Source organism: Providencia sp. PROV175 (assembly GCF_032707045.1).
Taxonomy (GTDB): domain Bacteria; phylum Pseudomonadota; class Gammaproteobacteria; order Enterobacterales; family Enterobacteriaceae; genus Providencia; species Providencia hangzhouensis.
On record NZ_CP120533.1, the window covers coordinates 2,242,673 to 2,268,052 of the forward strand.

Here is a 25,380-nt window from a genome sequence, read left to right on the forward strand (position 1 = left end):
CGTTATCACTTACTCTGTAGTCGTTTGTTCATGTTGTTTTTGTGCTTGCTTTGCTTTTACTCGCGCGATCGCAGCGGCAACGGCAACTTTTCGAGGGTCGGTTTCCTCTTCAATGGGTTGTTCAGCGGCGGGTGTAAGCTCTTCTTGTGCGAGTTGTTCTGCTTGAGCTGCTTTTTTGGCTTTCGCTCGTGCAATGGCGGCCGCGACAGCCGCTTTACGTGGGTCAACCTCAGCGTCAGTGACCGTTTCAGCAACTGGCTCAGTTGCAGATTGCGCTTGTGCGGCTTTTTTGGCCTTCGCTCGTGCAATGGCGGCCGCGACAGCTGCTTTGCGTGGGTCAACCTCTGCATCAGTGACGGTGTCAGCGACTGGCTCAGTTGCAGGTTGCTCTTGAGCCGCTTTTTTGGCCTTCGCTCGTGCAATGGCGGCAGCGACAGCCGCTTTACGTGGGTCAACCTCAGCGTCAGTGACGGTGTCAGCGACTGGCTCAGTTGTAGGTTGCTCTTGAGCCGCTTTTTTGGCCTTCGCTCGTGCAATGGCGGCCGCGACAGCCGCTTTACGTGGGTCAACCTCAGCGTCAGTGACCGTTTCAGCAACTGGCTCAGTTGCAGATTGCGCTTGTGCGGCTTTTTTGGCCTTCGCTCGTGCAATGGCGGCCGCGACAGCTGCTTTGCGTGGGTCAACCTCTGCATCAGTGACGGTGTCAGCGACTGGCTCAGTTGCAGGTTGCTCTTGAGCTGCTTTTTTGGCTTTCGCTCGTGCAATGGCGGCAGCGACAGCTGCTTTGCGTGGGTCAACCTCAGCGTCAGTGACCGTTTCAGCAACTGGCTCAGTTGCAGATTGCGCTTGTGCGGCTTTTTTGGCCTTCGCTCGTGCAATGGCAGCTGCGACAGCCGCTTTGCGCGGGTCAACCTCAGCATCAGTGACGGTGTCAGCGACTGGCTCAGTTGCAGGTTGCTCTTGAGCCGCTTTTTTGGCCTTCGCTCGTGCAATGGCAGCTGCCACAGCGGTTTTGCGAGGATCATCCGTGGCCTCTATATCAGTAGGTTCTACTGGTGTATTGGCCAGTTTTTCCGCCTGTTTAGCACGTGCTTGTGCTTTACGGGCTTCGCGAGCAGCAATCACAGTACTATTGTCTGGTAATTCACCGGAAACAATCTTAATTGGTTCGGTTGTCGCACTTTGTTTGGCTTTAACCCGGGCTAAAGCTGCATTAACGGCATCTTTATCAGCGCTATCTACTTGTACAGCAGCTTTTTTATGACGTTCTTCCCTCGCTTGCTTATCACGTTCCATACGCAACTGTTTTGCTTCAAAACGCAACTTTGCTTCAGCAGCACGGCGCTCTTCTTGAGCTATTTCACGAATTTCTGCTTTTTCTTGACGATAATATTGCACTAGCGGAATATTACTTGGGCACACATAAGCACATGCACCACACTCTATGCAGTCAAATAAATTATGTTTTTGCGCTTTTTCGTGTTCATCCCCTTTACTGAACCAGTAAAGTTGCTGAGGAAGTAACCCGGCTGGGCAGGCATCGACACACAACCCACAACGAATACACGCTTCTTCTAGTGCTTTAGGTCCCATTTCTTCCATTGTGGGAACCAGTAAACAGTTACAAATTTTTACGACAGGGACATTCAGGTCGGGTAGGGTAAAGCCCATTAAAGGCCCCCCCATAATCACCATTTGTTCTGGTCCAGGGTTAAAACCTGATTGCTGTAATAGATGTTTAACGGGGGTGCCTAAACGCGCCCAAAAATTACCCGGTTTACTGATGGCTTCACCAGTAACGGTTACCACACGCTCAATCAATGGCTGGCCATCAACAACCGCGCGTTTAATGGCGACGACAGTACCGACGTTTTGCATCAACACACCAATTTGTGACGAACGCGCACCGGATGGCACTTCTTTTCCCGTCAAAATTTTTGTCAGCTGTTTGGCACCACCTGATGGGTATTTTGTTGGTATAACTCGGATGAATATTTGTTTGTCTTGCGAGGTGACAGCATCTTTTAGGGCACGGATAGCCTCGGGTTTATTGTCTTCAATACCAATTAATACTTGGTCTGGGGTTAATAAATGCTGTAAAACACGACAGCCTTCAATAACTTCCTGTGCATGTTCTTGCATTAACCTATCATCAGCTGTGATATAAGGCTCACATTCAGCTGCATTAATGATTAATGTTTTAATCGCATCTTGACCACCGGCCAATTTTGATGCGGTTGGGAAACCTGCACCACCGAGGCCGGCTATCCCAGCTTGTTCAATTTTTTGCAGTAATTCAGCACGGGTTAGTTGAATGTAATTAGGCTCTGGGGACAAAGTACACCATATATCATGGCCATCGGCTGCAATACGCACACACAATTCTTTTAAGCCTGAAGGGTGTGCCGTTACCATAGGTTCAATTGCAGTGATCACCCCTGAAGTTGATGCATGAACAGGTACAGTACGCCCAAGCCCTTTAGTCAATGGCTGGCCTTTTAATACGGAGTCGCCAACCTGAACAATTAGCTCTCCCTCAGGGCCCAAATGTTGTTGTAATGGGATAATCAGCTCATTGGGCACTGATGCAATACGCATCGGTGTTTGGCTAGATTGTAGCTTCATTTCAGGCGGATGGATCCCACCTTTAAAATCCCAAATATTATCTTTTTTCAACCAATTAAAGAGCTTAAGCATGAGTTTCACCTCTTGCTTTAGTGACAAGCTGTTCATTGGGTTCAACACTAATATTTTTTACTGGGATAGTGTTTAAATCCCATTTCCAATTGGCTGTAGTCGTTTTCACAGGAACAAGCTCAATACAATCTGTAGGACAAGGGGCGACGCATAAGTCGCAGCCTGTGCACAAGTCTTCAATCACAGTATGCATGGCGCGGGTTGCACCAACAATGGCATCAACAGGGCAAGCTTGAATGCATTTAGTACAACCAATGCAGTTTTCTTCGTCGATAATAGCCACTTTACGAACGGGGTTTTGCGCGGCTTCATCGCCATCAATCGGCTGAGGGTCGACATTAAGCAACTCAGCGATTTTTAGCATGACTTGCTCGCCACCAGGGGCGCATTTGTTGATCATTTCCCCATTATTTGCAACCGCTTCGGCGTAAGGGCGGCAGCCAGGATAACTGCATTGACCGCACTGGCTTTGAGGCAATATTGCTTCAACTTGTTCGACAATAGGGTCTGCTTCAACTTTAAAGCGTAATGAGGCGTAACCTAACATCAGCCCAAATATCAGGCCAAAAACGGCTAATATACCGATAGCAATCCATACAGACATCATTAGAATTTCACCAAACCACTAAAGCCCATAAACGCGAGAGACATTAAGCCAGCTGTAATTAACCCAATTGATGATCCTTTAAATGGAGCAGGAACATTGGCAACAGCTAAACGTTCGCGAATAGCGGCAAATAAAACCATTACTAATGAGAAACCCACAGCAGCGCCAAAACCGTACACGGCAGACTGCATAAAAGTATGAGACATATTAATATTTAATAAGGCAACACCAAGAACCGCACAGTTGGTGGTAATTAAAGGTAGAAAAATACCGAGTAAACGGTAAAGCGTTGGGCTCGTTTTCCTGACCACCATTTCAGTAAACTGTACAACAACAGCAATCGCTAAAATAAAGCTTAGCGTCCGCAGATAGACAAGGTCGAGAGGAATAAGGACAAGTGTGTCAATCAACCAAGAACTGATTGACGCTAATGTCATAACAAACGTCGTTGCTAAGCCCATTCCAATGGCCGGTTCGAGTTTTTTTGAGACGCCCATAAAAGGGCATAAGCCAAGGAATTTAACGAGAACGAAGTTGTTAACCAGCACTGTTCCAACAAAGAGTAATAGATAATCAGTCATGCTATTGCCTGAAATGAAAAAAGAACAAAAACTGGCTGAAGCCAGTTAAACTATCATTATGATATCAAGCAATTTATGTGATGCTTATCGATCTTGTGTGAAAGTCATTTTCACACGTTGAGAGCGTTTTAGATAAGGGACAAAGAAACCCGCGCCAATTAAAGGCCATGCTAAGACCTGCAAAGCGGTTTCATCGTCAATAGGTGAAAATGCGAAGGTTTTTATACCTAATAATAACAAAATGAGTAGCCAAATAATAAAACGGCGGGGGAAATGCTTTGAGCGGGAAAACATCAGTTGCAGTACATGAATACTGAAAATAGTCATCCCAACAGCGATGGCAAATGACAGATACCAAGCGGTAGGAATAAAACTTGTCCAACGATCAACAGTCGTGACAATCTCATAAAGTTTAATGCAATACATAACAGTCATACTGCAAACAGCTAAAAAGGTTAATAACAAATAGATCGCTGGAACTAATAGCCAGCCAGTGATGCGGTTAGCGTCATAAACTGAAGTCATAATTAATCAAACCCATTTTGGCAAATTCGCTGGACAATCTACAATCCTATCATAGATTTATTTGCCATTTCATTCCTTCTGATGGTACTTTTTATCTCTACCTGAGTTTATCGTTGTATGAGGTCTAAATGTCTAAACCAATTAAAGTCGCGATCATCGGATATGGCTATGCCAGTAAAACATTTCATGCTCCCTTCCTTGGTATTTTAGAAGGGTATGATTTAACAACGATTTCTAGCAGTGACCCGAGTAAGGTTAAGGCAGATTGGCCAAATATTCATGTTGCCGCCTCTCCGGAAGCTGTTTTTGCTGATAAAGATATCGAACTAGTCGTTATTCCTACGCCTAATGATACTCACTTTCCTCTTGCTCAAGCGGCATTAGCAGCAGGGAAGCACGTCGTTGTCGATAAACCATTTACATTAGATGTCTCACAAGCAGAACAATTAAAACAACAAGCGGAGCAAGCAGGAAAATTACTGTCGGTTTATCATAACCGCCGATGGGATTCAGGTTTTTTAACAGTTAAAAAAATATTAGAAGAAGGTAAGCTAGGCGATATTAAATATTATGAATCACATTTTGACCGTTATCGTCCGCTAGTTAGGCAACGTTGGCGTGAAGCTGATATTCCTGGAGCAGGTATTTGGTACGACTTAGGGCCGCACTTGTTGGATCAAGTCCTGCAGTATTTTGGTAGGCCTTTAGGGATCAGCGTTGATCTTGCTATGATCCGCCCTAATGCACAGGCAGTGGATTACTTTCATGCCGTTTTGCAATATGCAGATAAGAAGGTTGTATTACATGCAACAACATTAGCTGCTGCACCAACACCGATATATGTTATTCATGGAATGAATGGTAGTTATGTTAAATATGGTTTAGATCCCCAAGAAGACTGTTTAAAAGCTGGCCAACGACCAGAAGGGGCTGATTGGGGAGTTGATACCAATATGGGGAGCGTGACGTTGTCACAAGGTGATGAGCTTATAACACAATCGTGGCCAAACCAACGCGGTAATTATGGTGGTTATTATCAAGGGATATATGATGCGATTCGCCATGGTAAACCAAACCCTGTCACACCGAGTGAAGCAATAGATATTATGAAGCTTATTGAAGCAGGTATACGTTCGGCAAAAGAAAAACGCACAATCGAAGCAATATTTTAACGTCATTAACGCACACTATAAGGCCAGTTAACATAACTGGCTTTTATTATGGATAATCGAATGAATTTGCTAGCTAAACTGAGAATCGACCCATTTTTACTTATCATGATTGGCGTTGTCATTCTAGCCAGCCTTTTTCCTTGTGAAGGCGATATAAAAACGGGGTTTCAATATTTAACTACTGCTGCAATTGCATTATTGTTCTTTATGCATGGGGCTAAGTTATCTCGTGAATCAATAATGGCAGGGATAGGGCATTGGCGTCTCCACCTCTTGGTTTTTGCGAGTACATTTATTGTATTTCCTATCGTAGGCTTAGGGCTTGCGGTGATTGTACCTAAATGGATGTCACCTACCGTATATATGGGCTTTTTATATCTGTGTGCTTTACCTGCGACCGTACAGTCAGCAATTGCTTTCACTTCGGTGGCCGGGGGAAATATTGCCGCGGCTATTTGTAGTGCATCAGCGTCAAGCATTCTTGGGGTTTTTCTTTCACCAATCTTAGTTGGTTTATTGATGGATGCTGATGGCAGCCAAGCCATGGATACGCTCAATGCAATAGGGTCTATTTTAATGCAATTGATGCTGCCATTTGTTGTGGGGCATTTGTCTCGACCATTGATTGCCAATTGGATAAACCGGAATAGAAAATTAGTTAATATGACTGACCGGTCTTCGATATTATTGGTTGTTTATGTGGCATTTAGTGAAGCGGTTGTCGAGGGGATTTGGCAGAAAATAGACGCATTATCACTCTTTATGATTGTGGTTGTCACTTGCGTTATTTTATTTATTATCATTGTATTCAATACATTGGCTGCACGGTTGCTAGGTTTTAGCAAAGAAGATGAGATTACTATCGTGTTTTGTGGCTCGAAAAAGAGTCTAGCTAACGGAGTCCCAATGGCGAACGTCTTGTTTCCTGCTGCGACAGTAGGGGTCATCTTATTGCCACTGATGATTTTCCATCAAATACAACTTATGGTCAGTGCTGTACTTGCACAGCGTTATGCTAAACGATTATCGACCAAATAAGCACAAATATTGAGGGGATTAGTAACAACCCCTCATGTTTTTTGCTGTTTATTTATAAGGGGACTTATTTAGTTACAACATACAATAGAGCTTTATAATTGATACATTAACAACAGTGTTTATAGGGGTTTGAGGGCCAATGGAACGAAAACGTACGTTAAGGAGATAATTCATTGTTTAAATTGAAATTTAATGTTCTCAGTTCCCCCTTCAAAATATCCTCCGGTAGCGTGAACGTATAATGCCCCAGCATATTGATATGCCCGTGCATCAGTGGGGATAACCGGGTGATATCTTCACCACCGGTTTCTTCTCCATTACTGCGCATCCAGCTCAGGGCTTCCTGCATATAAAGTGTGTTCCACAGTACCACTGCGTTAGTGACCAGGCCCAGAGCACCAAGCTGATCTTCCTGACCTTCACGATAGCGCTTTCTAATCTCCCCACTCTGATACAGTTTCTGCATATTGCTAAGGCGGTAAGTAGCCCCATCAATTATGTAACATAATTGTGATCATCTTCGCTTATTTGTGACTCCGGCGTGAAAATATCGATTTTCTATGTTTTATTTTCTCTGACATTAAATGGAGGTATTTATGGAAGATGTCAGCGTTTTGAATGAAACGATTTTCAGTGTATCAACGGAAAATGAACTGCAGGAACGATTTAAAGATATATACCAAAGTATTAATAATGAAAGTGAATATGATGATTCAGGTTCAGTCTCATTTTTGCCACTTTCAAGGCTGAACTCCCGTTCTGAACGGGCAGAAGCAAAGGACATCATTTCAGTTGTGATTGAAAGCGGATGTTTTACCAGTGGCCCCTATATCGGAGAAGTAGAAGAAACATTAAGAATATTTTATGGTGCTCATACCTGTATTGCCACCAGTAGCGGCACCGATGCGTTAAAAATAGCCCTTAAATCTGTTGGTGTAGGACCCGGTGATGAGGTCATTGTTCCTCTGAACTCCTTTGCTGCTACGGAAAATGCAGTGATGGCCGTGGGGGCCGTTCCGGTCTTCGCTAATATCGACAGTTCTTTCAATATGCTTCCGGATGAAGTGGAGCGCCTCAGAACTACAAGAACTAAGGCTGTGTTACCGGTCTGTCTTTATGGCTCATGCATGTATATTGATGCCATTCACCGAATTGCCCGCAAAGCCGACATTCCTGTTATCGTGGATGCAGCCCAGTGCTTTGGTATCAGGTCACTCATCGGTCACTGTGATCTGCTGACGTTGAGTTTTAATCCGTTCAAGAATATTGGTTCTTTTGGTAAGTCCGGTGCAGTGCTGACCCGCTCTCCTGAGCTGGCACGTCTGGCGAGGCAATATTCCTATCACGGATTTGCTGAAGGTAAAAAGAATATTAAAGCTCAGGACTGGGGATTAAACAGCCGTATGGATAACCTGCAGGCTGCCACGCTTAGTGTCAAACTTCGCCACTTTGAGAATAATGCCAGAAAACGCTGCCTGCTTGCAGCTCGTTACCATCTGTTACTGGCAGACCTGTCACATAAAATGACACTTCCGTCAGATATCCTTCAGAATACATGGCATCTTTTCCCGGTTCTGCTCTGCCAGGGCGAGCGTGATTCTCTCTTCGCCTTTGCGCGTGAAAGGGGTGTGGAGTTAGATATTTATTATCCCGTCCTTTCACATCGCGGAGAACATCCGCTGGCTACCGGATATTCCCGTCGGGAGCAGTTTAGTGCTTCTGAAAGAATACATTCTGCATTATTCCATCTGCCACTGCATAACCATATGTCGTTCCAGGAGCAGAACATTATTACCGGGGTATTGCATGACTATTTTAAATAAAGACTGGCCGGTTGAATTTCCGCTCCCGACAGTAATTCGCACGATAGTGTGCTGTGACCTTGATGAAACTTATATTCCTTCGGACACCGAAAAAAAGGCACTGGGAGGGGTTGAACTGCTGGAGTCCTATATTACATCCCATGCAGAAGAAAAGGGCATTCTCGCTGGCTGGATCACAGGCACAAATCTGGATTCGGCCTGGCGAAAATCCAGGGACTATATTTCGCGAAGCCCTCACTTTATCTGCTGCAGTCTCGGCACCGAATTTTACTGGATCAAAAATGGCAGGCTTAAACCCTCAGAAACCTGGGCAGAGCGGATACGCCGTTCAGGCTACAGCCTTCAGAACGTCAACATCCTGGTCAGGATCCTGATGGGAAAAGGGATGCCACTGCAGAGACAACCGGAGGATTATCAGGGCCCCTTTAAAGTGAGCTATTACTACCCTGAGGGAGCTTCGATGGCCGTCGATTTTGCCACCATCCAGGCTCTGGCTGACGAACGAGGAATTCGTGTCGTTTTTACCCGCTGTAACCCGGCGGCAGGAGATCCCCCTGGCTGTTATGACGTTGAATTTATCCCCCTCTGTTGTGGTAAGGATCAGGCAGTGTCTTTTCTGATGGAGGAAACCGCGCTGCCGAAAGAAGCCATTATTGCCTTTGGTGACAGTGCGAATGATTTTGCCATGTTTGCACAGGCCGGAAGAGGCTATCTGGTGGGGAATGCGGACCCGTTCGCGATCAGACAGTATGGCAGCAGCCTGAACGCTGCTTACTGCCACGGGATACTTAACGTACTTAAGGAGCTACAGGGATGATCATCGGAATTGTAGGCTGTGGGGGGATTGCCCGCGCCCATGTCAGTGCACTTTGTCTGAATCCGCTGGTCACCGGACTGGCCCTGTACGATGTGAGTGCAGATAACGTGCAGCTGCTCAGCGAAATCAGCACCGTGCCGGTGATATGCTGCCAGGATCTGAAGCAGCTTGCCGGAGTCAGTGAGGGTTTCGTTATTTGCACACCAAACCATCTCCACGTCAGCGTGGCAGAGGAAGTACTTCGGTACAAACAGCTCCCTTTTGTGTGTGAAAAGCCCCTCTCAACGGATCTGAACTCAGCATAGTATCTTCAGGAAATTGCCCCACAAGGCAGTATCGTGTCTTTTAACTACCGGTATAACCGTGTGATCGACACGATGATGCGTCTTAGAAATAAGAGGGATTTAGGTGAACTGCATTTCTTCTCAGCAGAGTTTAATAAAAATTCTGCACTGACCCGCCATCACCTGACCTGGCGTGACTCTGCACGGCAGAGCAAAAGCAGCGGAGCACTGGGCGACTTATCCTGTCATCTGCTTGATTTATTTTGTTTTATAGGGGAAAGCCCGGTTGTGGTTGATGGGATCAGGACGGTGAAGGGTACGCGCGTGGGTGCAAAATCAGATGGCCGGGTTGAAGTGGATGATAACGGCTATGTGATGGGCAGCTCAGAGAAAGGGGCTTATTTCAGAATTCATGCCAGTAAATCGGAAACAGGGCAGGATCTGGGGCTGCATATGCAGCTCGTGTTTGAAAAGGGTGAAATCAGATATTCAACTCATCATGAAAACAGTCTGCTCCTGGTCCTGTTTAATGAGACGGACGCGGAAACCGTGGGCTTCGACGGCCAAAAGCGTTTACCCGATCCACCACGGGAGCTTCCGTTCTGGTCTGATTCGTTTATTCACCTTCATGACGACTGGTGTGCCCTTATTAAATATGGCCACGCAGCCCCGAAGCTGGCGGATCTGTCATCCGGCCTTCATATACAGGAAATAATTGAGGCATTCTGATATGGACACCATTCTTTTAACTGGGCTGTTTGCCGCATTTTTCACGACGTTTGCGTTCGCTCCCCAGAGCATCAAAACTCTCCGGACACGCAACACCGAAGGTATCTCCGTTGTTATGTATATCATGTTCCTGACAGGTGTAATTGCATGGATAGCATATGGCATTCTGCGATCTGATTTTGCCGTACTGGCCGCAAATATTGTCACACTGTTTCTGGCTGCACCGGTGCTGGTAATGACACTTCTCAACCGCAGGAAAAAACACGTATGAATATTGCGATCATCGGCGCAGGACCTGCCGGCATCATTTCTGCCCGTAATGCGATTAAGGCGGGGCACTCCGTGGTTCTGTTTGAGAAAAATGCCCATATTGGGGGGATCTGGAACCCCTGGAGTGGTGGAGCTTACCGTAATGCCTGTATGCAAAACTCCCGTTATGCATTCCATTATACTGACTTTCCACCGGGCAATATTGATGAATTTCCGGGTGTGGCGCAGGTCTTCGCATATCTTTCGGCGGTGACCGGAGAGGATGCCCTCCGTGCGTCTACCCGGCTTAATACTGAAGTGGTTGCACTCAGAAAAGACTCCAGGCACTGGGTTATTCGCAGCACCTCTGCAGGAAATGATCGGGAAGAGATTTTTGACCGGGTCATCATTGCAACAGGGGAACTTTGGCAACCTCGCCGGCCTACCCTGCCGGGTGCGGAACACTTCTCCGGCACGCTGATCACATCCAAGGATTATCAGGAGCCGGAGGTATTTAAAGGGAAAAATATCCTCATCATAGGCGGTGGTGTCAGCGGGGCGGATATTGCCTCAGACCTTGTTCCCTTTGCCAGAAGCGTGAGTCTGTCCGTTAAAAAGATGGGGCTGTATCTGCCAAGACAATTCCGGACGGGTCCGAACGACATGATGCATTCCTATCTGGGCCGGTGTCTGCTGAGTCGCTTGAGTTATGCAGATTTTGTCAGTTATCTCGATACCACGATGCCTGACTACATGCAGACCTACCGGGAATCCGGTTTGTTGCCCGACATGGCGAACAATAACGCGGTGCATGTTAACGAAAAAATCATACCGAATGTGGCCTCCGGTCTGATAAAAGTTAAACCCCAGGCAGAGCGTTTCACCGGAGAAGGGGAGATTGAGTTCGTCGACGCAACGCAGGAAAAATATGATGTCATCATTACCTGCACCGGCTATGAAATGCCTGATTATTCGTTCATTCCGGGGTTTGACAGGGCACAGCTGTATGAACACTTTTTCTGGACGGAAGATCCTTCGCTGGCCGTCATAAATCCGCCGGTAGATACTGCCGGTTTCGGGGCCGCGTTCCCCTATTTTGACATCATCAGCCAGTGGGTCATCAACGTATTCTCCCGAGAGTCGCCTCTTCCGGAAAAAGAAGCCATGCGCAAATGGTGCGCTGAGCACATGGCTTCACTTCATGTTAAGCGCTTTTATGACAGCTGGCTGGAAACCATCCGGATTGGACTGCTGGCGGGCCTTCTCCCGGATCCAGCCCGCGACTTTTCCCGATACTGGAACATTATCAGCAGTGTGGTCAAACCTGCCTATCTGGCCAGTCCTCCCGCAGCTCCGGAGCCGGGTATGATGGACAGCCTGTTTGATTTCCGGGCCGCCAGAATACGCATACTGTCAGGACTGGGAAACGATGCACTCGGTTATTTGCTGAAAAAAGGTGATATCACTGACGCTGAATACCAGGCGGCGCTGGAAACCGATCCCCGGCAGTCGCTTTCTGTACATCTGCCGTATTCGCAGACCTACCTCTGATAAAAAGGGCCTTTACCGGCCCTTTTCTTTTTCATAATGATCTAATCAGCCTCGCCGGGTTTCCTGCATAAATACCTTTGATTTCTATCGGTTTAACCACAACAGCACCCGCGCCAATGACGGTCCCGCTGCAGATATATGGTGACAGAATGGTGGCTCCGCTGCCTATAGTAACCGAATCCCCCAGGGAAATGGTGATCCAGTTATCCGGTGACGGGTCCGGCGCTCCAGACCTGAAAAGATCGTTGGCGAACGTCACGTTATGGCCAATGAAACAGTTCTCACCCAGTGTTACGTTTTCACAGATAAACGTGTGCGACTGGATCCGGCTTCCACTGCCAATGAGACAGCCTTTCTGTATCTCAACGAAGGGGCCGACAAACACGTTATCCCGGAGTTCACATTCATAAATGTTGGCCGGTTTGACAATACGGACATTGGTTCCGTAAATCACATCCCGAACAGCACATTCCATAAATTTCATATAAACACTTCCTTCAAATACTGATCACCCATACTGGAATTGTTGTGGTCAGTGTCGTTCTCAAAATCGGTGGAACTGCATGACAAAGCCATTGGGCATTATCTGAACACAAAACATTATCAGTAAGTTGAAGTCACAACCCGATTCTGCTCTTCGAGAATTTTATAGACAGTGGAACGTGCAATGCTGAGTTGATGAGAAATATTAGTTGCACCAATACCTTTCTGATGGAGTTCCAGAACGGCATCCCTGTCTACACTTCGCTTGCGTCCGAATTTGATGCCTTTAAGTTTCGCCTCCTGCCTGCCTTCATTAGTGCGCTCAAGAATTCTTTGGCGTTCGGCCTGTGCTACAGCTGAAAGAATAGTGATCACCATTTGTCCCATTGGTCCGTCGGTGCTAATCCCGTCATCAATGAACCGGACTGCAACGCCTTGAGTATCGAATGCTTTTATCAGGTGAATCATATCAGCAGTGTCGCGGCCAAGACGGTCGAGTTTTTTCACCAATATGACGTCGCCTTCCTCCACCTTCATTCGCAGCATGTCCAGACCGTCTCTGTCGGTAGAGATGCCTGATGCTTTATCTGTAAATATACGATTGGCTTTCACCCCAGCGTCTCTGAGCACCCCGATCTGAATATCGAGAGACTGCTGACTGGTAGAGACCCGCGCATAACCAAAAAGTCGCATATAAATGTACCTTAAATCGAATATCAGACACCTTGTGTCTATTATGTCAAAAATACGATTTAATAGACAGCCCATGCCTTCCGTTTTATGTTGTCTGATAATTTATAATATTTCGGACGGTTGCGGGATTGTTAATAAATGACCGTCAGGCAGGGAGGCCGATATGCCCGTCGATTTTCTGACCACTGAGCAGGAGCTGAATTATGGTCGCTATGTTGCAGAACCTAATGACGTGCAGTTGGCGCGCTATTTTCATCTTGATGAACGGGATCTTGCTTTCATTAACCAGCGGCGGGGAAGGCATAACCGGCTGGGAATAGCGCTTCAGCTTACCAGTGTCCGTTTTCTGGGCACATTTCTGACAGATTTAACACGGGTTCTGCCGGGTGTTCAGCAATTCGTCTCAGTGCAGCTTAATATCCGCCGTCCGGAAGTTCTCTCCCGCTACGCAGAGCGGGATACCACCCTGCGAGAACATACTGCGCTGATTAAGGAATATTACGGTTACCATGAATTTGGCGATTTTCCATGGTCTTTCCGCCTGAAGCGCCTGCTATACACCCGGGCATGGCTCAGTAATGAGCGACCCGGGCTGATGTTCGATTTTGCCACCGCGTGGCTGCTTCAGAATAAGGTTCTGCTGCCCGGCGCAACCACACTTGTACGTCTCGTCAGTGAAATACGCGAACGGGCAAATCAGCGGCTGTGGAAAAAACTAGCCGCGTTGCCGGACAGTTGGCAGACCGCCCGCGTGACGGAACTGCTGGACATTCCTGAGGGGCAGCGAATTTCACCGCTGGAGCAACTGAAAAAGGGACCAGTCACCGTCAGTGGCCCGGCATTTATCGAAGCGCTTGAGCGGTATATCCAGCTGCGAAACCTTGAGTTTTCCCGGCTGAACTTTACCGGCCTGCCCGCGATACAGCTGCGTAATCTGGCGCGTTACGCAGGCATGGCATCGGTAAAATATATCGCACGCATGCCAGAGAAAAGAAAACTGGCCATACTCACCGCATTCGTTAAAGCGCAGGAAATAGCCGCGCTGGATGAGGCTGTTGACGTGCTCGATATGCTGATACTGAACATCAGCCGTGAGGCGAAGAAGACCGGACAGAAAAAACGGCTCAGGACGCTGAAAGATCTTGATCGGGCAGCGCTGTTACTGGCGCGGGCATGTTCGCTGTTGCTGGATGATGATGCAGATGATCCAGACCTGAGGCAGGCCATATTCAGCTGCATACCGAAGAACAGACTGGCAGAATCCGTCAGCAAGGTTAATGAGCTTGCCCGCCCTCAGGACAATAATTTCCATGACGAAATGGTGGAGCAGTATGGTCGGGTTAAACGTTTCCTTCCGGCAATATTGCGTGATCTTCATTTCCGCGCTGTGCCAGCCGGAGAGCATACACTGGCCGCCATTCATTATCTGGCCGAACTGAACGGCTCAAAAAAACGCCTTCTCGATGATGCACCTGAACATATCATCACCGGCCCCTGGAAACGGCTCGTATACGATGCGGATGGCCGCATACAACGCGCCGGTTATTCACTGTGTCTACTGGAGCGCCTTCAGGATGCACTGCGTCGCCGGGATATCTGGATCGAAAACAGCGACCGCTGGGGGGATCCCCGCGAGAAGCTGTTGCAGGGTGAAGAGTGGCAGGCTCAGCGTATTCCCGTCTGTCGTGCACTGGGACATCCCACCGATGGGCATAAAGGCGTGCAACAACTGGCCGTTCAGTTGGATGAGACCTGGAAAGCAGTGGCATCCCGGTTTAACGGGAATGCGGAAGTCCATATCTGCAATGACGGTAAATATCCTTCCCTGACCATCAGTAGTCTGGAGAAACTGGAGGAGCCCCCATCGCTGTTACGCCTCAGCAGCCGGGTCAGACAGTTGCTTCCTCCGGTTGATTTGACGGAATTACTGCTTGAAATAGACGCCAGAACAGGATTCACACGGGAATTTATGCATGTTAGTGAGTCCGGAGCACGAGCGCAGGATCTGCACGTCAGCCTGTGTGCGGTTCTGATGGCTGAAGCCTGCAATATCGGACTTGAACCGCTGATAAAGCACAATATACCGGCACTGACCCGTCACCGGCTCAGTTGGGTGAAACAAAATTACCTTCGTGCAGAAACGCTGGTCAGCGCCAATGCCCGGCTGGTAGATTTTCAGTCCACGCTGGAGCTTGCCGGTCGCTGGGGCGGTGGCGAAGTGGCGTCAGCTGACGGCATGCGCTTTGTCACGTCGGTGAAAACCATCAACTCCGGTCCTAACAGAAAATATTTTGGTTCCGGACGTGGTATCACCTGGTACAACTTCGTCTCAGATCAGTACTCTGGATTTCACGGCATTGTGGTGCCCGGCACATTGCGGGATTCCATTTTTGTGCTGGAAGGCCTTCTGGAGCAGCAGACAGGGCTGAATCCGGTTGAGATCATGACAGACACAGCCGGAACCAGCGACATTATTTTTGGCCTCTTCTGGCTGCTGGGATACCAGTTTTCCCCCCCGGCTTGCCGATGCCGGTGAAGCGGTATTCTGGCGGGTGGATAAATCGGCAAATTACGGTGCACTGGACGAACTGGCACGTGGTTGTGCCGATCTGTCGAAAGCCGAGGATCAGTGGGATGAGATGATGCGAACCGCCGGTTCGCTGAAACTGGGCACCATTCATGCTTCAGAACTCATTCGCTCTTTGCTGAAAAGCTCGCGCCCATCAGGGCTGGCACAGGCGATCATGGAAGTGGGGCGCGTCAACAAGACGCTGTACCTTCTAAATTATATTGATGATGAAGATTATCGTCGGCGGATCCTGACGCAGCTCAACCGGGGAGAAGGCCGCCATGCTGTGGCGAGGGCGATCTGCTACGGGCAGCGCGGTGAGATCAGAAAGCGCTATCGTGAAGGTCAGGAAGATCAGCTTGGTGCTCTGGGCCTGGTCACTAACGCAGTGGTACTGTGGAATACACTTTATATGCAGGAAGCCCTGAGCTGGATGCGCAGTAATGGAGAAGAAACCGGTGGTGAAGATATCACCCGGTTATCCCCACTGATGCACGGGCATATCAATATGCTGGGGCATTATACGTTCACGCTACCGGAGGATATTTTGAAGGGGGAACTGAGAACATTAAATTTCAATTTAAACAATGAATTATCTCCTTAACGTACGTTTTCGTTCCATTGGCCCTCAAACCCCTTATACGTTAAGTATAAAAAAGCTAACTAGAGGGGGAAGTGATTGGTTAATGATGACGGTCTATTGGTGTGTAAAGAGATGTGAAATGTTTGAGAGAGTTATCAGGGTTATAATAAATACCCTGATAACATTTAAATTAACGGGTAGCGGCTTTATGTAAGAGCGCTTTTTTCTCACTTTCAGATAAAAATGCCATACTTAGGCCATTACGTTGCACTTGTTCTATTTCTGCTGAAGTTAAACCTGCTTGCGGGGCTGCAACTTCATACTCATAGCGTAACTCAATACCTTGAACTGCTGGGTCATCTGTATTAATTGAAGCCAATACACCTTGTTGCAAAAAGGTTTTTAATGGGTGTTGAGCAAGGGATGGCACAGTGCTTGTTTGAATATTTGATGTTAAACAGCTTTCCATACCAATTTGATGTTTTACTAAATATTCAATTAAAGCAGGGTCTTCTATTGCCTTTACACCATGGCCAATTCGTTGTGCACCTAATACATTGATAGCATGCCAAATACTGTTCGCTCCAGCCGCTTCACCTGCATGAACAGTGATATTTAACCCCGTATCTCTAGCTTTGATAAAGTGTGACTCAAATAACTCTCCAGGGAAACCTAGTTCATCTCCAGCTAAATCTAAAGCACATAAGTGATGACGATGAGCTAATAGTCCTTGTAATTCAGTTGTACAGGCTTGTTGGCCAAAAGTACGGCTCAAAATTCCAATTAAATTAATTTTAATGTCGAATTGTTGGCACCCAGCACGCACGCCATCAATAATAGCTTCAACGACACCTTCTACAGGTAGCTGGTGTTTCATGGCCATATAGTATGGAGAGAAGCGTAGCTCTGCGTAATCGATACCAGCATTAAAAGCATCTTCGACATTTTCAAATGCCACACGGCGGCATGCTTCTAAATCTGCTAAAACAGCGACTCCCCAATCGAGTTTTGCTAAGAAACCGACTAAATCAGCTTCTTGTCCTATAATTTGGACGTGAGGGCGCAAAGCTTCAAGTTCTGTCGCTGGTAATTGAATGTGATGCTGTTCTGCTAAGGAAAGAATCGTTTCTGGGCGGATATTGCCATCAAGGTGGCGGTGTAAATCGGTTAAAGGTAAATGTGTTTTAATCACGGAATGATCCTTTATCTATTTTCTATCCTCATTTTGGCTTTTATTTTTTCAAATGCAATTACAAATCACGAAAAATGTGAAACGTGATTGATGATTACATTCTAATTGTGATTCATATCACACTTGAGTGGTGTCAAATAAAAAAGCCAGCTATATGGGTTCACTTCATATTAACTGGCTTTTGTGACTAAATTGTATCGATTAGATTAATTAGTTAGCTGGCGCTGCATCTTGTGGTGCTAATTCAGGCTCAACTTCCATTTCTGGTGCTGGTTCTGCATCTGGAGCAGGTACAGCTTCATATTCTAATGCATCTTCTGGGTTAGACATCACTTTCATCTTAGTGAGGAACTCAGCTAAGGTATATTTGTCATTATTGAATGTCAGGTCATTACCTGCAAATTTGATAGTCATAGTTAAATCATTTTCGCTATCAATCATCCAAGGTGATTTTTTCTGTTTAGCTTTTTCAGCACGTTCTTCATCTGTCATAAACATTTCTTCAAATGGAGAAGAGAACATATCTGAAGTCAGCATTTGCTGAACACCTTCAAATTCAGAAGTAACCATACCTTTCATTTCTTTCTTAGTTTCAGCATTAACTGGAACACCTTGATCTAAAATCATTGCTTGAGTCATTGATTCGATCATCATTGGTTTGTTCAGTTTTAAATTGAAATCAAAAGAAGTAATGAGTTGCTTGATAGCTTCATCAACTTTGTTAGACATTGCTAACGCAGTAATTTCATCTTGGTTCCATTTATTAAATGTGATGTTTAGGTCAACTGAACTTTGGCCAGCTTCATTTTTCCAGTAGAAGGGGCTAACAGTGAATACAGGCTTGCTTTTCATTAGCTCTGGCAATGTTGTAGACATCATTTCCATCGCTAAACGCTCTGTTGCTTCAGTTGGGTCACCATTAGCTAAGCCTTGAGCTAATGCTTCATTATATTGTTCAACGAATTTACCTAATGCTTTAGCATCTAATTTTTCAATAGCAACAGTCAGTTCGCCAGAACCTAAGTTTTGCTCTAACGCCTTTAAGTCAGAGATGCTATAAGAAATATTCCCTTTCACATCTTCGCCAGTAATAGAGGTGTCGCTTGAAATTTTGAAATCTTTAAAAGAAAATTTAGTTTCAGGAATGTTGAAATCTGTATCAGCAATAACAAATGACTGGGTTCCAGTGTAGAAGCCATATTGTGATTTTGTTACATTAGAGACTAATTTTAAGCCTTTTAATGTCATAGATTCAGAGTTATCTTTTTTACCAATAACTAAATTATCAGTGACTAAAGTTGCATCAACGGCAGCAAGATCAGAAGTTGTTGATACATCAAACTTAGAACCACTGAAAGATAATGAAACGTCATCTTTCTTATACTCGACAGGGATCAGCTCTAAATTGGTATCAATACTTTTGCTATAGCCAATGACAGCAGAACCATGAATAAATGGTTTACCTTGGGTCGCTTCGAATAATTCTTTTGTCGTCGCGTTGTTAGCTAACTCAATTTGCGTCGCTGCTAATTTTGGTAATAAATTAAACTTAGCGACTTGTGATAATGGGAATGGACCGTGGTCAATATTCGTTTTGAATACAATTGAGTCTTCTGGTGATACTGAATCCGCAGAGGTGATTACGATATCCGCTGTAGATGAAAAAACACCTTTTTCATAATTTTCTACTTTAAAGTTCAAACCTGACTCAGGTACATTTACAGCAAAAAAATCGTTGGTTTTGAGAATTACTTTATCAAGTTCATCTTTTACTTTAGAACCTGTATACCATGAAGCTCCGGTCCATACTGCACCCAGAGCAACAATAACACCAACCGCGACTAATGACTTTTTCATTATAAACATCCATCCTTTCAGTACGTTATTGTCGTACTTATTAATTTAAAAAAGTTTTAAATAACCGTCTTCATACAATGAAAACGGTTAAATACAGAATATGACACTATTTGTTAAACACTCGGGCTAGTTTGCCACTGCCATTAATGGTTATGCTTTTCTCATAAGCAGGTAAGAAAACAGATTCACCTGAATTAATGCATATTTCATCATTTCTTGAATGTAAAACTAACTGGCCTTCAATACAGAACAAAATTGAGGCACTATTGTTAGATAGCGCAACTTCCGAGTGGGTTATAGAATATATATTAAATGCAAAATCTTCTACTGGAATATTATATTTCCAGATATTTCCAGATTTTTCGGGAATACTTAATAAATCCTTTGCAAACGTAGGCTTAAAGTCAATGTTAGCAATCAGCTCTGGGATATCTATGTGCTTATTTGTTAACCCAGCACGCAGTACATTATCTGAGTTTGCCATCACCTCTAACCCAACACCTTCTAGATATGCATGTGGCGTTCTGGCATATAAAAACATCGCTTCACCAGGTTCTAATTCAACGATGTTAAGAAGGAGAGGGGTAAATAGCCCATTATCTTCAGGATATAGGCTAACCATTTGCTTTATTGAGTTCCATGGCTCGCCTTGTCGGCTATTTAAAGCGGCTTTCAATACGCCAAGTGCTAAATCTTTTTGTTCACCTGTTAAATTAAGAATTTGTGCAAATAAACGAGATAACTTTTCTTTTGTTGGGTCTTGAACAAATAATTGGATATCAGGATGTGCAGCTGAAACAAAATCCAGTAATTGCGCGATTTCATTCAGTGGGCGAAACGCGTTCATTGCCTTAAAAGGTGTTAACGCAAAGATTAATTCAGGCTTATGGTTGTCATCTTTATAATTGCGTATTGGGGAATCTAGTGGGATACCAGCCGAATTTTCTTTAGCAAAACCAACTTCAGCATAAGTTTTGTTTGGATGTACTTGAACAGACAACGGTTGAGCAGCACATAACACTTTAAATAAATAAGGTAAACGATGATAAGTTTGTGCGACATGCTGACCTAAGTAGGCTTCAGGATCACTTTCAATTAAGGCGTTAAGTGTAATACTTTGATTTTTTTCCGCATCGAGAACTTCGGAGCTTGCTTTTGGATGAGCACCCATCCAAAGTTCAGCCATAGGTAAGCTATCAGGGTTTGAAATCCCATATAACTTAGTCAGGGCCGTTTTACTGCCCCAGTCATAGTTTTGGACTTTGTTTATCATTTTAAGCATAGCAAAATTCTCTTTTTCATAAAAATCAACTGATTTCCTTTTCACTACAATACAATAAGCTCGACCAAGTCTCATAAATGAAATTCAATTTGTGGCATTATACTGCTCGGTTATTTGCTTACCTGCAAGCAGATGATTCTAAAATCAATTATTCTGTGTATGTACCTAAGGAGATAGTAATGGCAGCCACTCGCATTGAAAAAGACTCAATGGGACCAATTGAAGTACCTGCTGACCAATTGTGGGGCGCGCAAACGCAGCGTTCTTTAGAACATTTCCGTATATCTGTAGAAAAAATGCCTGTTGCGTTAATTCACGCACTCGCTATCACTAAAAAAGCCGCTGCTAGTGTTAATATGGATCTTGGATTATTAGCTAAAGAGCGCGGCGATGCAATCATTGCTGCTGCTGACGAAGTTTTAGCTGGTAAACATCCAACGGAATTTCCTCTAGCTATTTGGCAAACCGGTTCTGGTACGCAAAGTAACATGAACATGAACGAGGTTTTAGCTAACCGTGGTAGCGAAATTCTCGGTGGTCAACGTGGTAATGATCGTCTTATTCACCCTAATGATGATGTGAATAAAAGTCAAAGTTCAAATGATGTTTTCCCAACGGCAATGCACGTTGCTGCGGTCGTCGCAATCCGCGAACATCTTCTCCCTGAACTGAAAATTTTGCATCAAACATTAGATGCAAAAGCGAAAGAATTTAAAGATATTGTAAAAATCGGTCGTACTCACTTGCAAGATGCAACCCCGTTGACGCTAGGCCAAGAAATTTCAGGTTGGGCTGCAATGTTAGCGCATAATGAAAAACACATTGAAAATTCTGTTCCTCATGTGTGTGAATTAGCGCTAGGTGGTACAGCAGTAGGGACTGGTTTAAATACGCATCCTGAATATGCGGTACGTGTTGCGAAAAAAATCGCAGAATTAACTGGCCAACCATTTGTTACGGCACCTAATAAATTTGAAGCATTAGCAACTTGCGATAGCCTTGTACATGCACATGGTGCTTTAAAGGGCTTAGCTGCCTCTTTAATGAAAATTGCCAATGATGTTAGGTGGTTAGCATCTGGTCCTCGCTGCGGTATTGGTGAAATATCTATCCCAGAAAATGAGCCAGGCAGTTCAATCATGCCAGGTAAAGTAAACCCTACACAGTGTGAAGCACTGACTATGTTATGTGCACAAGTTATGGGGAATGATGTTGCTGTTAACATTGGTGGGGCATCCGGTAATTTTGAGCTGAATGTATTCCGCCCAATGCTAATTGATAATTTCTTACAGTCTGTTCGCTTATTAGCTGATGGTATGCGTAGCTTTAATGAGCATTGTGCGATTGGAATTGAACCAAATCGTGAGCGTATTGAAAAATTACTTCATGAATCGCTAATGTTAGTGACAGCTTTAAATACTCACATTGGGTACGATAAAGCCGCAGAAATTGCTAAAAAAGCACACAAAGAAGGGCTGACGCTGAAAGAATCTGCACTGAAACTAAACTATTTAACTGAAGAACAGTTCAATGATTGGGTTCGTCCAGAAGATATGGTTGGCAGCATGAAATCTTAAGCTAGCTTATTAAACTGGCTTTATATAACACCCATACTGTTTGACAGATGGGTGTTTTTTAGCGTTCTATATACAAATTTAAACGTGGTATTAATAGTTCAACTGCTTTTGCTCTGGGCCGATTACGGATTGCAATGTTATTGGCATGGTAATCGGGAAGTTCACCGACTTTAATTTCTGCCACCGTTTTTTCAAGCGCAAAAACAAATAAAGGCGTTGCACAAGCAAACTGGGTTTGTTTCTGTTGTTCTTTATCCCACACACGAGCGATTGGCTGAACTTTGACTGGCCGTTGAGTTTTTAAAACCGCATTGTAAGGTAGGGCGTCAATTAAGCGAATTTCATTTTCCAATTGTAAGCGCCAGTGCTCTTTTGGTAAATGAAGAGGGCAGCGGCCACTTTCTAAGCTTGCTTGTAAGCGGTCTAGCATTGCTTCTTTTGTGACTTTATTGATAACTTTTTTATTCGCCCAGCCAAAATTAATCGTATCGACATCAATCAATGAAGAGAGGGTTCGGTAGGTATTCAATGTTAGTAGGCCATGTAAACTATCACGGATAAATTCGAATCGATGAGGTTCGTCAACTTGTGTGACAATGGCTTTTATATGCATTTTTAACTCATTGATCTTTAAAATTAATGAATTAAAGTTACGATAAGTTTGCAAATTAGTTTGTACACATATAACCCCCGGTAAACGGATAGCTGCTTTGTTGCTGACCTCGTCTGGTTTGTTTTGTAAAAACAATAAATTAACTAACTTTACTGTTTCACGTATCGCATCATGACCAATTAATGTTTGTACTGAGATTTGTTCTATCTCATTATTCTCTTCACCTTTAATTACTGAAGGTAACTGGAAGACATGAGCTGTAAATGGAACTTGTTTTGATTGTTCCAATAACAACAGGCTAAATTGGTTTATTTGTGATTCCAATTCATTGAACGTATTAATTAAATCTTGTTTTTTCATAGTTTAGTTACAACATTCAAATAGGTGATAAACAATAAATAACATAAACTCTCGTGTTTATCTATAAGAAAATCAGAGTCAAAAAGGGCAAGTGGGGGTATTTTAACACTTGCCCCTTTCTTATATAAGCTTTCCTTTGACGTTAATTTATTTCTGTATCAATAACTTGATAAAACGCATTTTGCGTATCATCTATCGTCCAAATGGCTAAAATGACATGGTAACCTTTTTGATTTTTTGGCAATACACACTTGTGCTCAACAGTCTCTTCTGGAAACTCTACGCCTTCAAATTTACAAAATGGCGTTAGTGTAAATTGATTACGAGATAGCAAGGCGTTTGGCTGCCAGTCTGGCTTAGTTATGAAATATTCCCATTTTGTCGTTTTATGTTTTGCCGTGATGCGCCATTTAAACCTAACATCAGGTGAATTTAAGATAACCCGTTGCCATCGATTCGCAGTTTGTATGTCTAAGGGAGAAAAAGCAGCAATACCGGCGCTAGCAATTTTTCCATCAACTGGACCATATTGAGGAAAACCTTTTTGGCCTTCAATAGATTGCGGTTCATATTGCACAGCTCCGCAGTGGGTATTTACCCCTTGCTTGCAGTAATATGAACGACTTTCAGGGGATTCGACATAGCCATGGGACCAAACAAAAGAACTACAGCATAGGAGTAATGGGGCAATTAAAAATGGTTTTATAGAGAATGGTTTCATTGGGTTTCCTCGTAATTAATAGACTTTTTTATCATCTACTAATCACGAGAAGGTATGGTAGTTTAACCTTTATTAGTTTCTAATCTACTGGTTAGAACAAATTGATTTCAAACGGTAAGCAATGACTATGCCGATAAATAATATTCCAGCAATAAATAGCGCAACGCCATTCCAGCCAAAGTGTTGCCAAAATAAGCCACCAACCGTACCTGCAATACTTGATCCAGCGTAATAACTAAATAAATACAGAGAAGACGCTTGTCCACGTGCTCGTTTAGCTCTGCGTCCCACCCAGCTACTCGCTACAGAGTGCGCTGCAAAAAAGCCCGTTGTTAGTATTGTCATTCCTAGCAGCACTAACCAAACATTTGAATATAGTGTGATTAAAATACCAACTAACATCATAGTAATAGACGCTATGAGCACTCGTCCAAGTCCATACTTGTGAATTAAACTTCCCGTTTTAGTCGCACTGTAAGTCCCTGTTAAATAAATAACGGATAACAAGCCAACAGTAGACTGAGAAAAAGAGTAAGGCGCTTCAAGTAAACGATATCCAATGTAGTTGTACATTGTGACAAAACCCCCCATCAAAACAAAGCCTTCAATAAATAGAAAAGGTAAGCCTTTGTCTCTAAAGTGTAGATGCAAATTAACCCATAGATTCTTAGGTTTTAAAGAACTCGCACGAAAATGCTGAGAAGGGGGCAATAAGCGCCAAAAACCAATAGCCGCGATCAAAGCTAACGAACCTAAAATCACAACGGCAACACGCCATGAATAAAAATCAGCAATCACTCCCGTCACCAAACGGCCGCTCATTCCACCCAATGAATTACCACTAATATATAACCCCATGGATAACGCAACATAACTTGGATGGATCTCTTCACTCAAATAAGTCATAGCGACAGCAGCAACGCCACTTAGCGATAAACCGACTAATGCCCTCGCAATTAAGATCCCTTGCCAACTCTGCATGACTGAACTGAGCAGAGTAAATAGTGCAGCACAAGCCAATGCAATAACCATCACATTTTTGCGACCTATTGCATCTGAAATTGGCCCGGTAATCAGTAAACCTAATGCCATCAAGCCAGTACTCAGTGATAATGATAAGCTTGCAGTTGCAGGGGAAATATTAAAATCCTCTGACAGCATAGGTAATATTGGTTGAACAAAATATAGCAAAGCGAATGTGGCAAAGCCCACCGTAAAAAAAGATAAGGTTACACGTAAGTACAGCGCATCATCTCTTTGTATATAATGTTTTTTGGGTGTGGTATTTCCCTGCAAGGGTGTTCTTATTCCTTCATTAGGCCGCTCAGATGTGAGGCTATTTTGTGAGTGTTCCATGTTTATTCCTTGTCATACCAA

At 44.5% G+C, this 25,380-nt stretch carries 19 protein-coding genes and 4 pseudogenes; 10 read left to right on the forward strand and 13 right to left on the reverse strand.

All coding sequences use genetic code 11. The annotated features are described in order from the left end of the window. Positions 1-9 precede the first annotated feature (9 nt). From rsxC to P3L44_RS09880, 4 genes are all read right to left on the reverse strand, one after another. Positions 10-2,697 carry an electron transport complex subunit RsxC gene (rsxC, locus tag P3L44_RS09865; RefSeq protein WP_316928228.1) on the reverse strand — a complete coding sequence of 896 codons (2,688 nt, stop codon included), beginning with the start codon at positions 2,695-2,697 and terminating at the stop codon, positions 10-12. Further along, the gene (rsxB, locus tag P3L44_RS09870) at positions 2,690-3,304 is read right to left on the reverse strand and encodes an electron transport complex subunit RsxB (protein WP_004254251.1); all 615 of its coding nucleotides are present in this window, start codon (positions 3,302-3,304) and stop codon (positions 2,690-2,692) included. Before rsxB ends, rsxC begins: the two co-directional genes overlap by 8 nt. After that, on the reverse strand, positions 3,304-3,885 hold the full coding sequence (rsxA, locus tag P3L44_RS09875) for an electron transport complex subunit RsxA (RefSeq protein ID WP_004254254.1): 582 nt from the start codon (positions 3,883-3,885) through the stop codon (positions 3,304-3,306). The genes rsxB and rsxA overlap by 1 nt, the downstream gene beginning before the upstream one ends. 84 nt (positions 3,886-3,969) lie before the next feature. Further along, positions 3,970-4,410, reverse strand: a complete 441-nt coding sequence (locus P3L44_RS09880) for a DUF2569 domain-containing protein (RefSeq protein ID WP_272662339.1) — start codon at positions 4,408-4,410, stop codon at positions 3,970-3,972. A gap of 128 nt (positions 4,411-4,538) precedes the next feature. Here P3L44_RS09880 and P3L44_RS09885 point away from each other — a divergent pair, with 128 nt between their 5' ends. Next, complete coding sequence (locus tag P3L44_RS09885; protein ID WP_196724927.1) at positions 4,539-5,582, forward strand: oxidoreductase; 1,044 nt, start codon at positions 4,539-4,541, stop codon at positions 5,580-5,582. A gap of 60 nt (positions 5,583-5,642) precedes the next feature. Continuing rightward, on the forward strand, positions 5,643-6,620 hold the full coding sequence (locus tag P3L44_RS09890) for a bile acid:sodium symporter family protein (RefSeq protein WP_112307120.1): 978 nt from the start codon (positions 5,643-5,645) through the stop codon (positions 6,618-6,620). 157 nt (positions 6,621-6,777) lie between these two features. Here the strand turns inward: P3L44_RS09890 and P3L44_RS09895 are convergent. Then, positions 6,778-7,071 (reverse strand): annotated as a pseudogene (locus tag P3L44_RS09895) (Tn3 family transposase); the annotation flags it as partial. A 145-nt stretch (positions 7,072-7,216) separates the two neighbouring features. On the opposite strand from P3L44_RS09895, the gene P3L44_RS09900 reads away from it, so the two are divergent. The 5 genes and pseudogenes from P3L44_RS09900 (at position 7,217) to P3L44_RS09920 (ending at position 12,073) form a co-directional block, all read left to right on the forward strand. Beyond that, positions 7,217-8,443 (forward strand): DegT/DnrJ/EryC1/StrS family aminotransferase, encoded by a 1,227-nt coding sequence (locus P3L44_RS09900; RefSeq protein ID WP_410480032.1) that lies wholly within the window; start codon positions 7,217-7,219, stop codon positions 8,441-8,443. Next, positions 8,427-9,260 (forward strand): HAD-IIB family hydrolase, encoded by an 834-nt coding sequence (locus tag P3L44_RS09905; protein WP_272662342.1) that lies wholly within the window; start codon positions 8,427-8,429, stop codon positions 9,258-9,260. Before P3L44_RS09900 ends, P3L44_RS09905 begins: the two co-directional genes overlap by 17 nt. Continuing rightward, positions 9,257-10,273 (forward strand): annotated as a pseudogene (locus P3L44_RS09910) (Gfo/Idh/MocA family protein). Before P3L44_RS09905 ends, P3L44_RS09910 begins: the two are co-directional and overlap by 4 nt. A 1-nt stretch (position 10,274) precedes the next feature. Next, positions 10,275-10,544, forward strand: coding sequence for a SemiSWEET transporter (locus P3L44_RS09915; protein ID WP_080078632.1), 270 nt, complete (start codon positions 10,275-10,277; stop codon positions 10,542-10,544). After that, positions 10,541-12,073 (forward strand): flavin-containing monooxygenase, encoded by a 1,533-nt coding sequence (locus P3L44_RS09920; protein WP_272662346.1) that lies wholly within the window; start codon positions 10,541-10,543, stop codon positions 12,071-12,073. The genes P3L44_RS09915 and P3L44_RS09920 overlap by 4 nt, the downstream gene beginning before the upstream one ends. A 31-nt stretch (positions 12,074-12,104) precedes the next feature. Here the strand turns inward: P3L44_RS09920 and P3L44_RS09925 are convergent, their stop codons facing one another. Continuing rightward, the gene (locus P3L44_RS09925; protein ID WP_057393711.1) at positions 12,105-12,557 is read right to left on the reverse strand and encodes an acyltransferase; all 453 of its coding nucleotides are present in this window, start codon (positions 12,555-12,557) and stop codon (positions 12,105-12,107) included. Positions 12,558-12,605: 48 nt separating this feature from the next. On the opposite strand from P3L44_RS09925, the pseudogene P3L44_RS09930 reads away from it, so the two are divergent. Beyond that, positions 12,606-12,683, forward strand: a pseudogene (locus tag P3L44_RS09930) (IS1 family transposase); the annotation flags it as partial. Here P3L44_RS09930 and P3L44_RS09935 read toward each other — a convergent pair. Beyond that, positions 12,677-13,249, reverse strand: coding sequence for a recombinase family protein (locus P3L44_RS09935; RefSeq protein WP_057393714.1), 573 nt, complete (start codon positions 13,247-13,249; stop codon positions 12,677-12,679). The pseudogene P3L44_RS09930 and the gene P3L44_RS09935 overlap by 7 nt on opposite strands. Positions 13,250-13,412: 163 nt before the next feature. Between P3L44_RS09935 and P3L44_RS09940 the strand changes: the two are divergent. Continuing rightward, positions 13,413-16,422, forward strand: a pseudogene (locus P3L44_RS09940) (Tn3 family transposase). A 169-nt stretch (positions 16,423-16,591) separates the two neighbouring features. Here the strand turns inward: P3L44_RS09940 and add are convergent. From add to manA, 3 genes are all read right to left on the reverse strand, one after another. Further along, complete coding sequence (add, locus tag P3L44_RS09945) at positions 16,592-17,593, reverse strand: adenosine deaminase (protein ID WP_140172181.1); 1,002 nt, start codon at positions 17,591-17,593, stop codon at positions 16,592-16,594. Between the two features lie 210 nt (positions 17,594-17,803). Continuing rightward, positions 17,804-19,450, reverse strand: coding sequence for a YdgA family protein (locus tag P3L44_RS09950; protein ID WP_227528754.1), 1,647 nt, complete (start codon positions 19,448-19,450; stop codon positions 17,804-17,806). A 106-nt stretch (positions 19,451-19,556) separates the two neighbouring features. Next, positions 19,557-20,732: a mannose-6-phosphate isomerase gene (gene manA, locus P3L44_RS09955; protein WP_272662348.1), complete on the reverse strand. Its 1,176-nt coding sequence runs from the start codon at positions 20,730-20,732 to the stop codon at positions 19,557-19,559. Positions 20,733-20,911: 179 nt separating this feature from the next. Here manA and fumC point away from each other — a divergent pair, with 179 nt between their 5' ends. After that, entirely contained in the window at positions 20,912-22,309 is a 1,398-nt protein-coding gene (gene fumC, locus P3L44_RS09960; protein ID WP_036957725.1) for a class II fumarate hydratase, read from the forward strand. A 58-nt stretch (positions 22,310-22,367) separates the two neighbouring features. Here fumC and tus read toward each other — a convergent pair whose 3' ends face one another. The 3 genes from tus to P3L44_RS09975 all read right to left on the reverse strand — a co-directional run bounded on the left by tus (position 22,368) and on the right by P3L44_RS09975 (position 25,359). After that, entirely contained in the window at positions 22,368-23,282 is a 915-nt protein-coding gene (gene tus / locus P3L44_RS09965) for a DNA replication terminus site-binding protein (protein WP_272662349.1), read from the reverse strand. 142 nt (positions 23,283-23,424) lie between these two features. Continuing rightward, complete coding sequence (locus tag P3L44_RS09970) at positions 23,425-24,003, reverse strand: lytic polysaccharide monooxygenase (protein WP_227528755.1); 579 nt, start codon at positions 24,001-24,003, stop codon at positions 23,425-23,427. A gap of 84 nt (positions 24,004-24,087) precedes the next feature. Continuing rightward, positions 24,088-25,359 carry an MFS transporter gene (locus tag P3L44_RS09975; protein WP_140172177.1) on the reverse strand — a complete coding sequence of 424 codons (1,272 nt, stop codon included), beginning with the start codon at positions 25,357-25,359 and terminating at the stop codon, positions 24,088-24,090. Positions 25,360-25,380 lie beyond the last annotated feature (21 nt).

Bases quoted from the DNA above. Each gene is read 5' to 3' on its own strand.
- tus (WP_272662349.1), bottom strand. From the start codon at position 23,282: ATGAAAAAACAAGATTTAATTAATACGTTCAATGAATTGGAATCACAA.
- P3L44_RS09950 (WP_227528754.1), bottom strand. From the start codon at position 19,450: ATGAAAAAGTCATTAGTCGCGGTTGGTGTTATTGTTGCTCTGGGTGCA.
- P3L44_RS09915 (WP_080078632.1), top strand. From the start codon at position 10,275: ATGGACACCATTCTTTTAACTGGGCTGTTTGCCGCATTTTTCACGACG.
- P3L44_RS09920 (WP_272662346.1), top strand. From the start codon at position 10,541: ATGAATATTGCGATCATCGGCGCAGGACCTGCCGGCATCATTTCTGCC.
- P3L44_RS09885 (WP_196724927.1), top strand. From the start codon at position 4,539: ATGTCTAAACCAATTAAAGTCGCGATCATCGGATATGGCTATGCCAGT.
- rsxA (WP_004254254.1), bottom strand. From the start codon at position 3,885: ATGACTGATTATCTATTACTCTTTGTTGGAACAGTGCTGGTTAACAAC.
- P3L44_RS09890 (WP_112307120.1), top strand. From the start codon at position 5,643: ATGAATTTGCTAGCTAAACTGAGAATCGACCCATTTTTACTTATCATG.
- rsxC (WP_316928228.1), bottom strand. From the start codon at position 2,697: ATGCTTAAGCTCTTTAATTGGTTGAAAAAAGATAATATTTGGGATTTT.
- P3L44_RS09970 (WP_227528755.1), bottom strand. From the start codon at position 24,003: ATGAAACCATTCTCTATAAAACCATTTTTAATTGCCCCATTACTCCTA.
- P3L44_RS09880 (WP_272662339.1), bottom strand. From the start codon at position 4,410: ATGACTTCAGTTTATGACGCTAACCGCATCACTGGCTGGCTATTAGTT.
- P3L44_RS09925 (WP_057393711.1), bottom strand. From the start codon at position 12,557: ATGAAATTTATGGAATGTGCTGTTCGGGATGTGATTTACGGAACCAAT.
- fumC (WP_036957725.1), top strand. From the start codon at position 20,912: ATGGCAGCCACTCGCATTGAAAAAGACTCAATGGGACCAATTGAAGTA.
- P3L44_RS09935 (WP_057393714.1), bottom strand. From the start codon at position 13,249: ATGCGACTTTTTGGTTATGCGCGGGTCTCTACCAGTCAGCAGTCTCTC.
- P3L44_RS09900 (WP_410480032.1), top strand. From the start codon at position 7,217: ATGGAAGATGTCAGCGTTTTGAATGAAACGATTTTCAGTGTATCAACG.
- P3L44_RS09905 (WP_272662342.1), top strand. From the start codon at position 8,427: ATGACTATTTTAAATAAAGACTGGCCGGTTGAATTTCCGCTCCCGACA.
- P3L44_RS09975 (WP_140172177.1), bottom strand. From the start codon at position 25,359: ATGGAACACTCACAAAATAGCCTCACATCTGAGCGGCCTAATGAAGGA.
- rsxB (WP_004254251.1), bottom strand. From the start codon at position 3,304: ATGATGTCTGTATGGATTGCTATCGGTATATTAGCCGTTTTTGGCCTG.
- manA (WP_272662348.1), bottom strand. From the start codon at position 20,732: ATGCTTAAAATGATAAACAAAGTCCAAAACTATGACTGGGGCAGTAAA.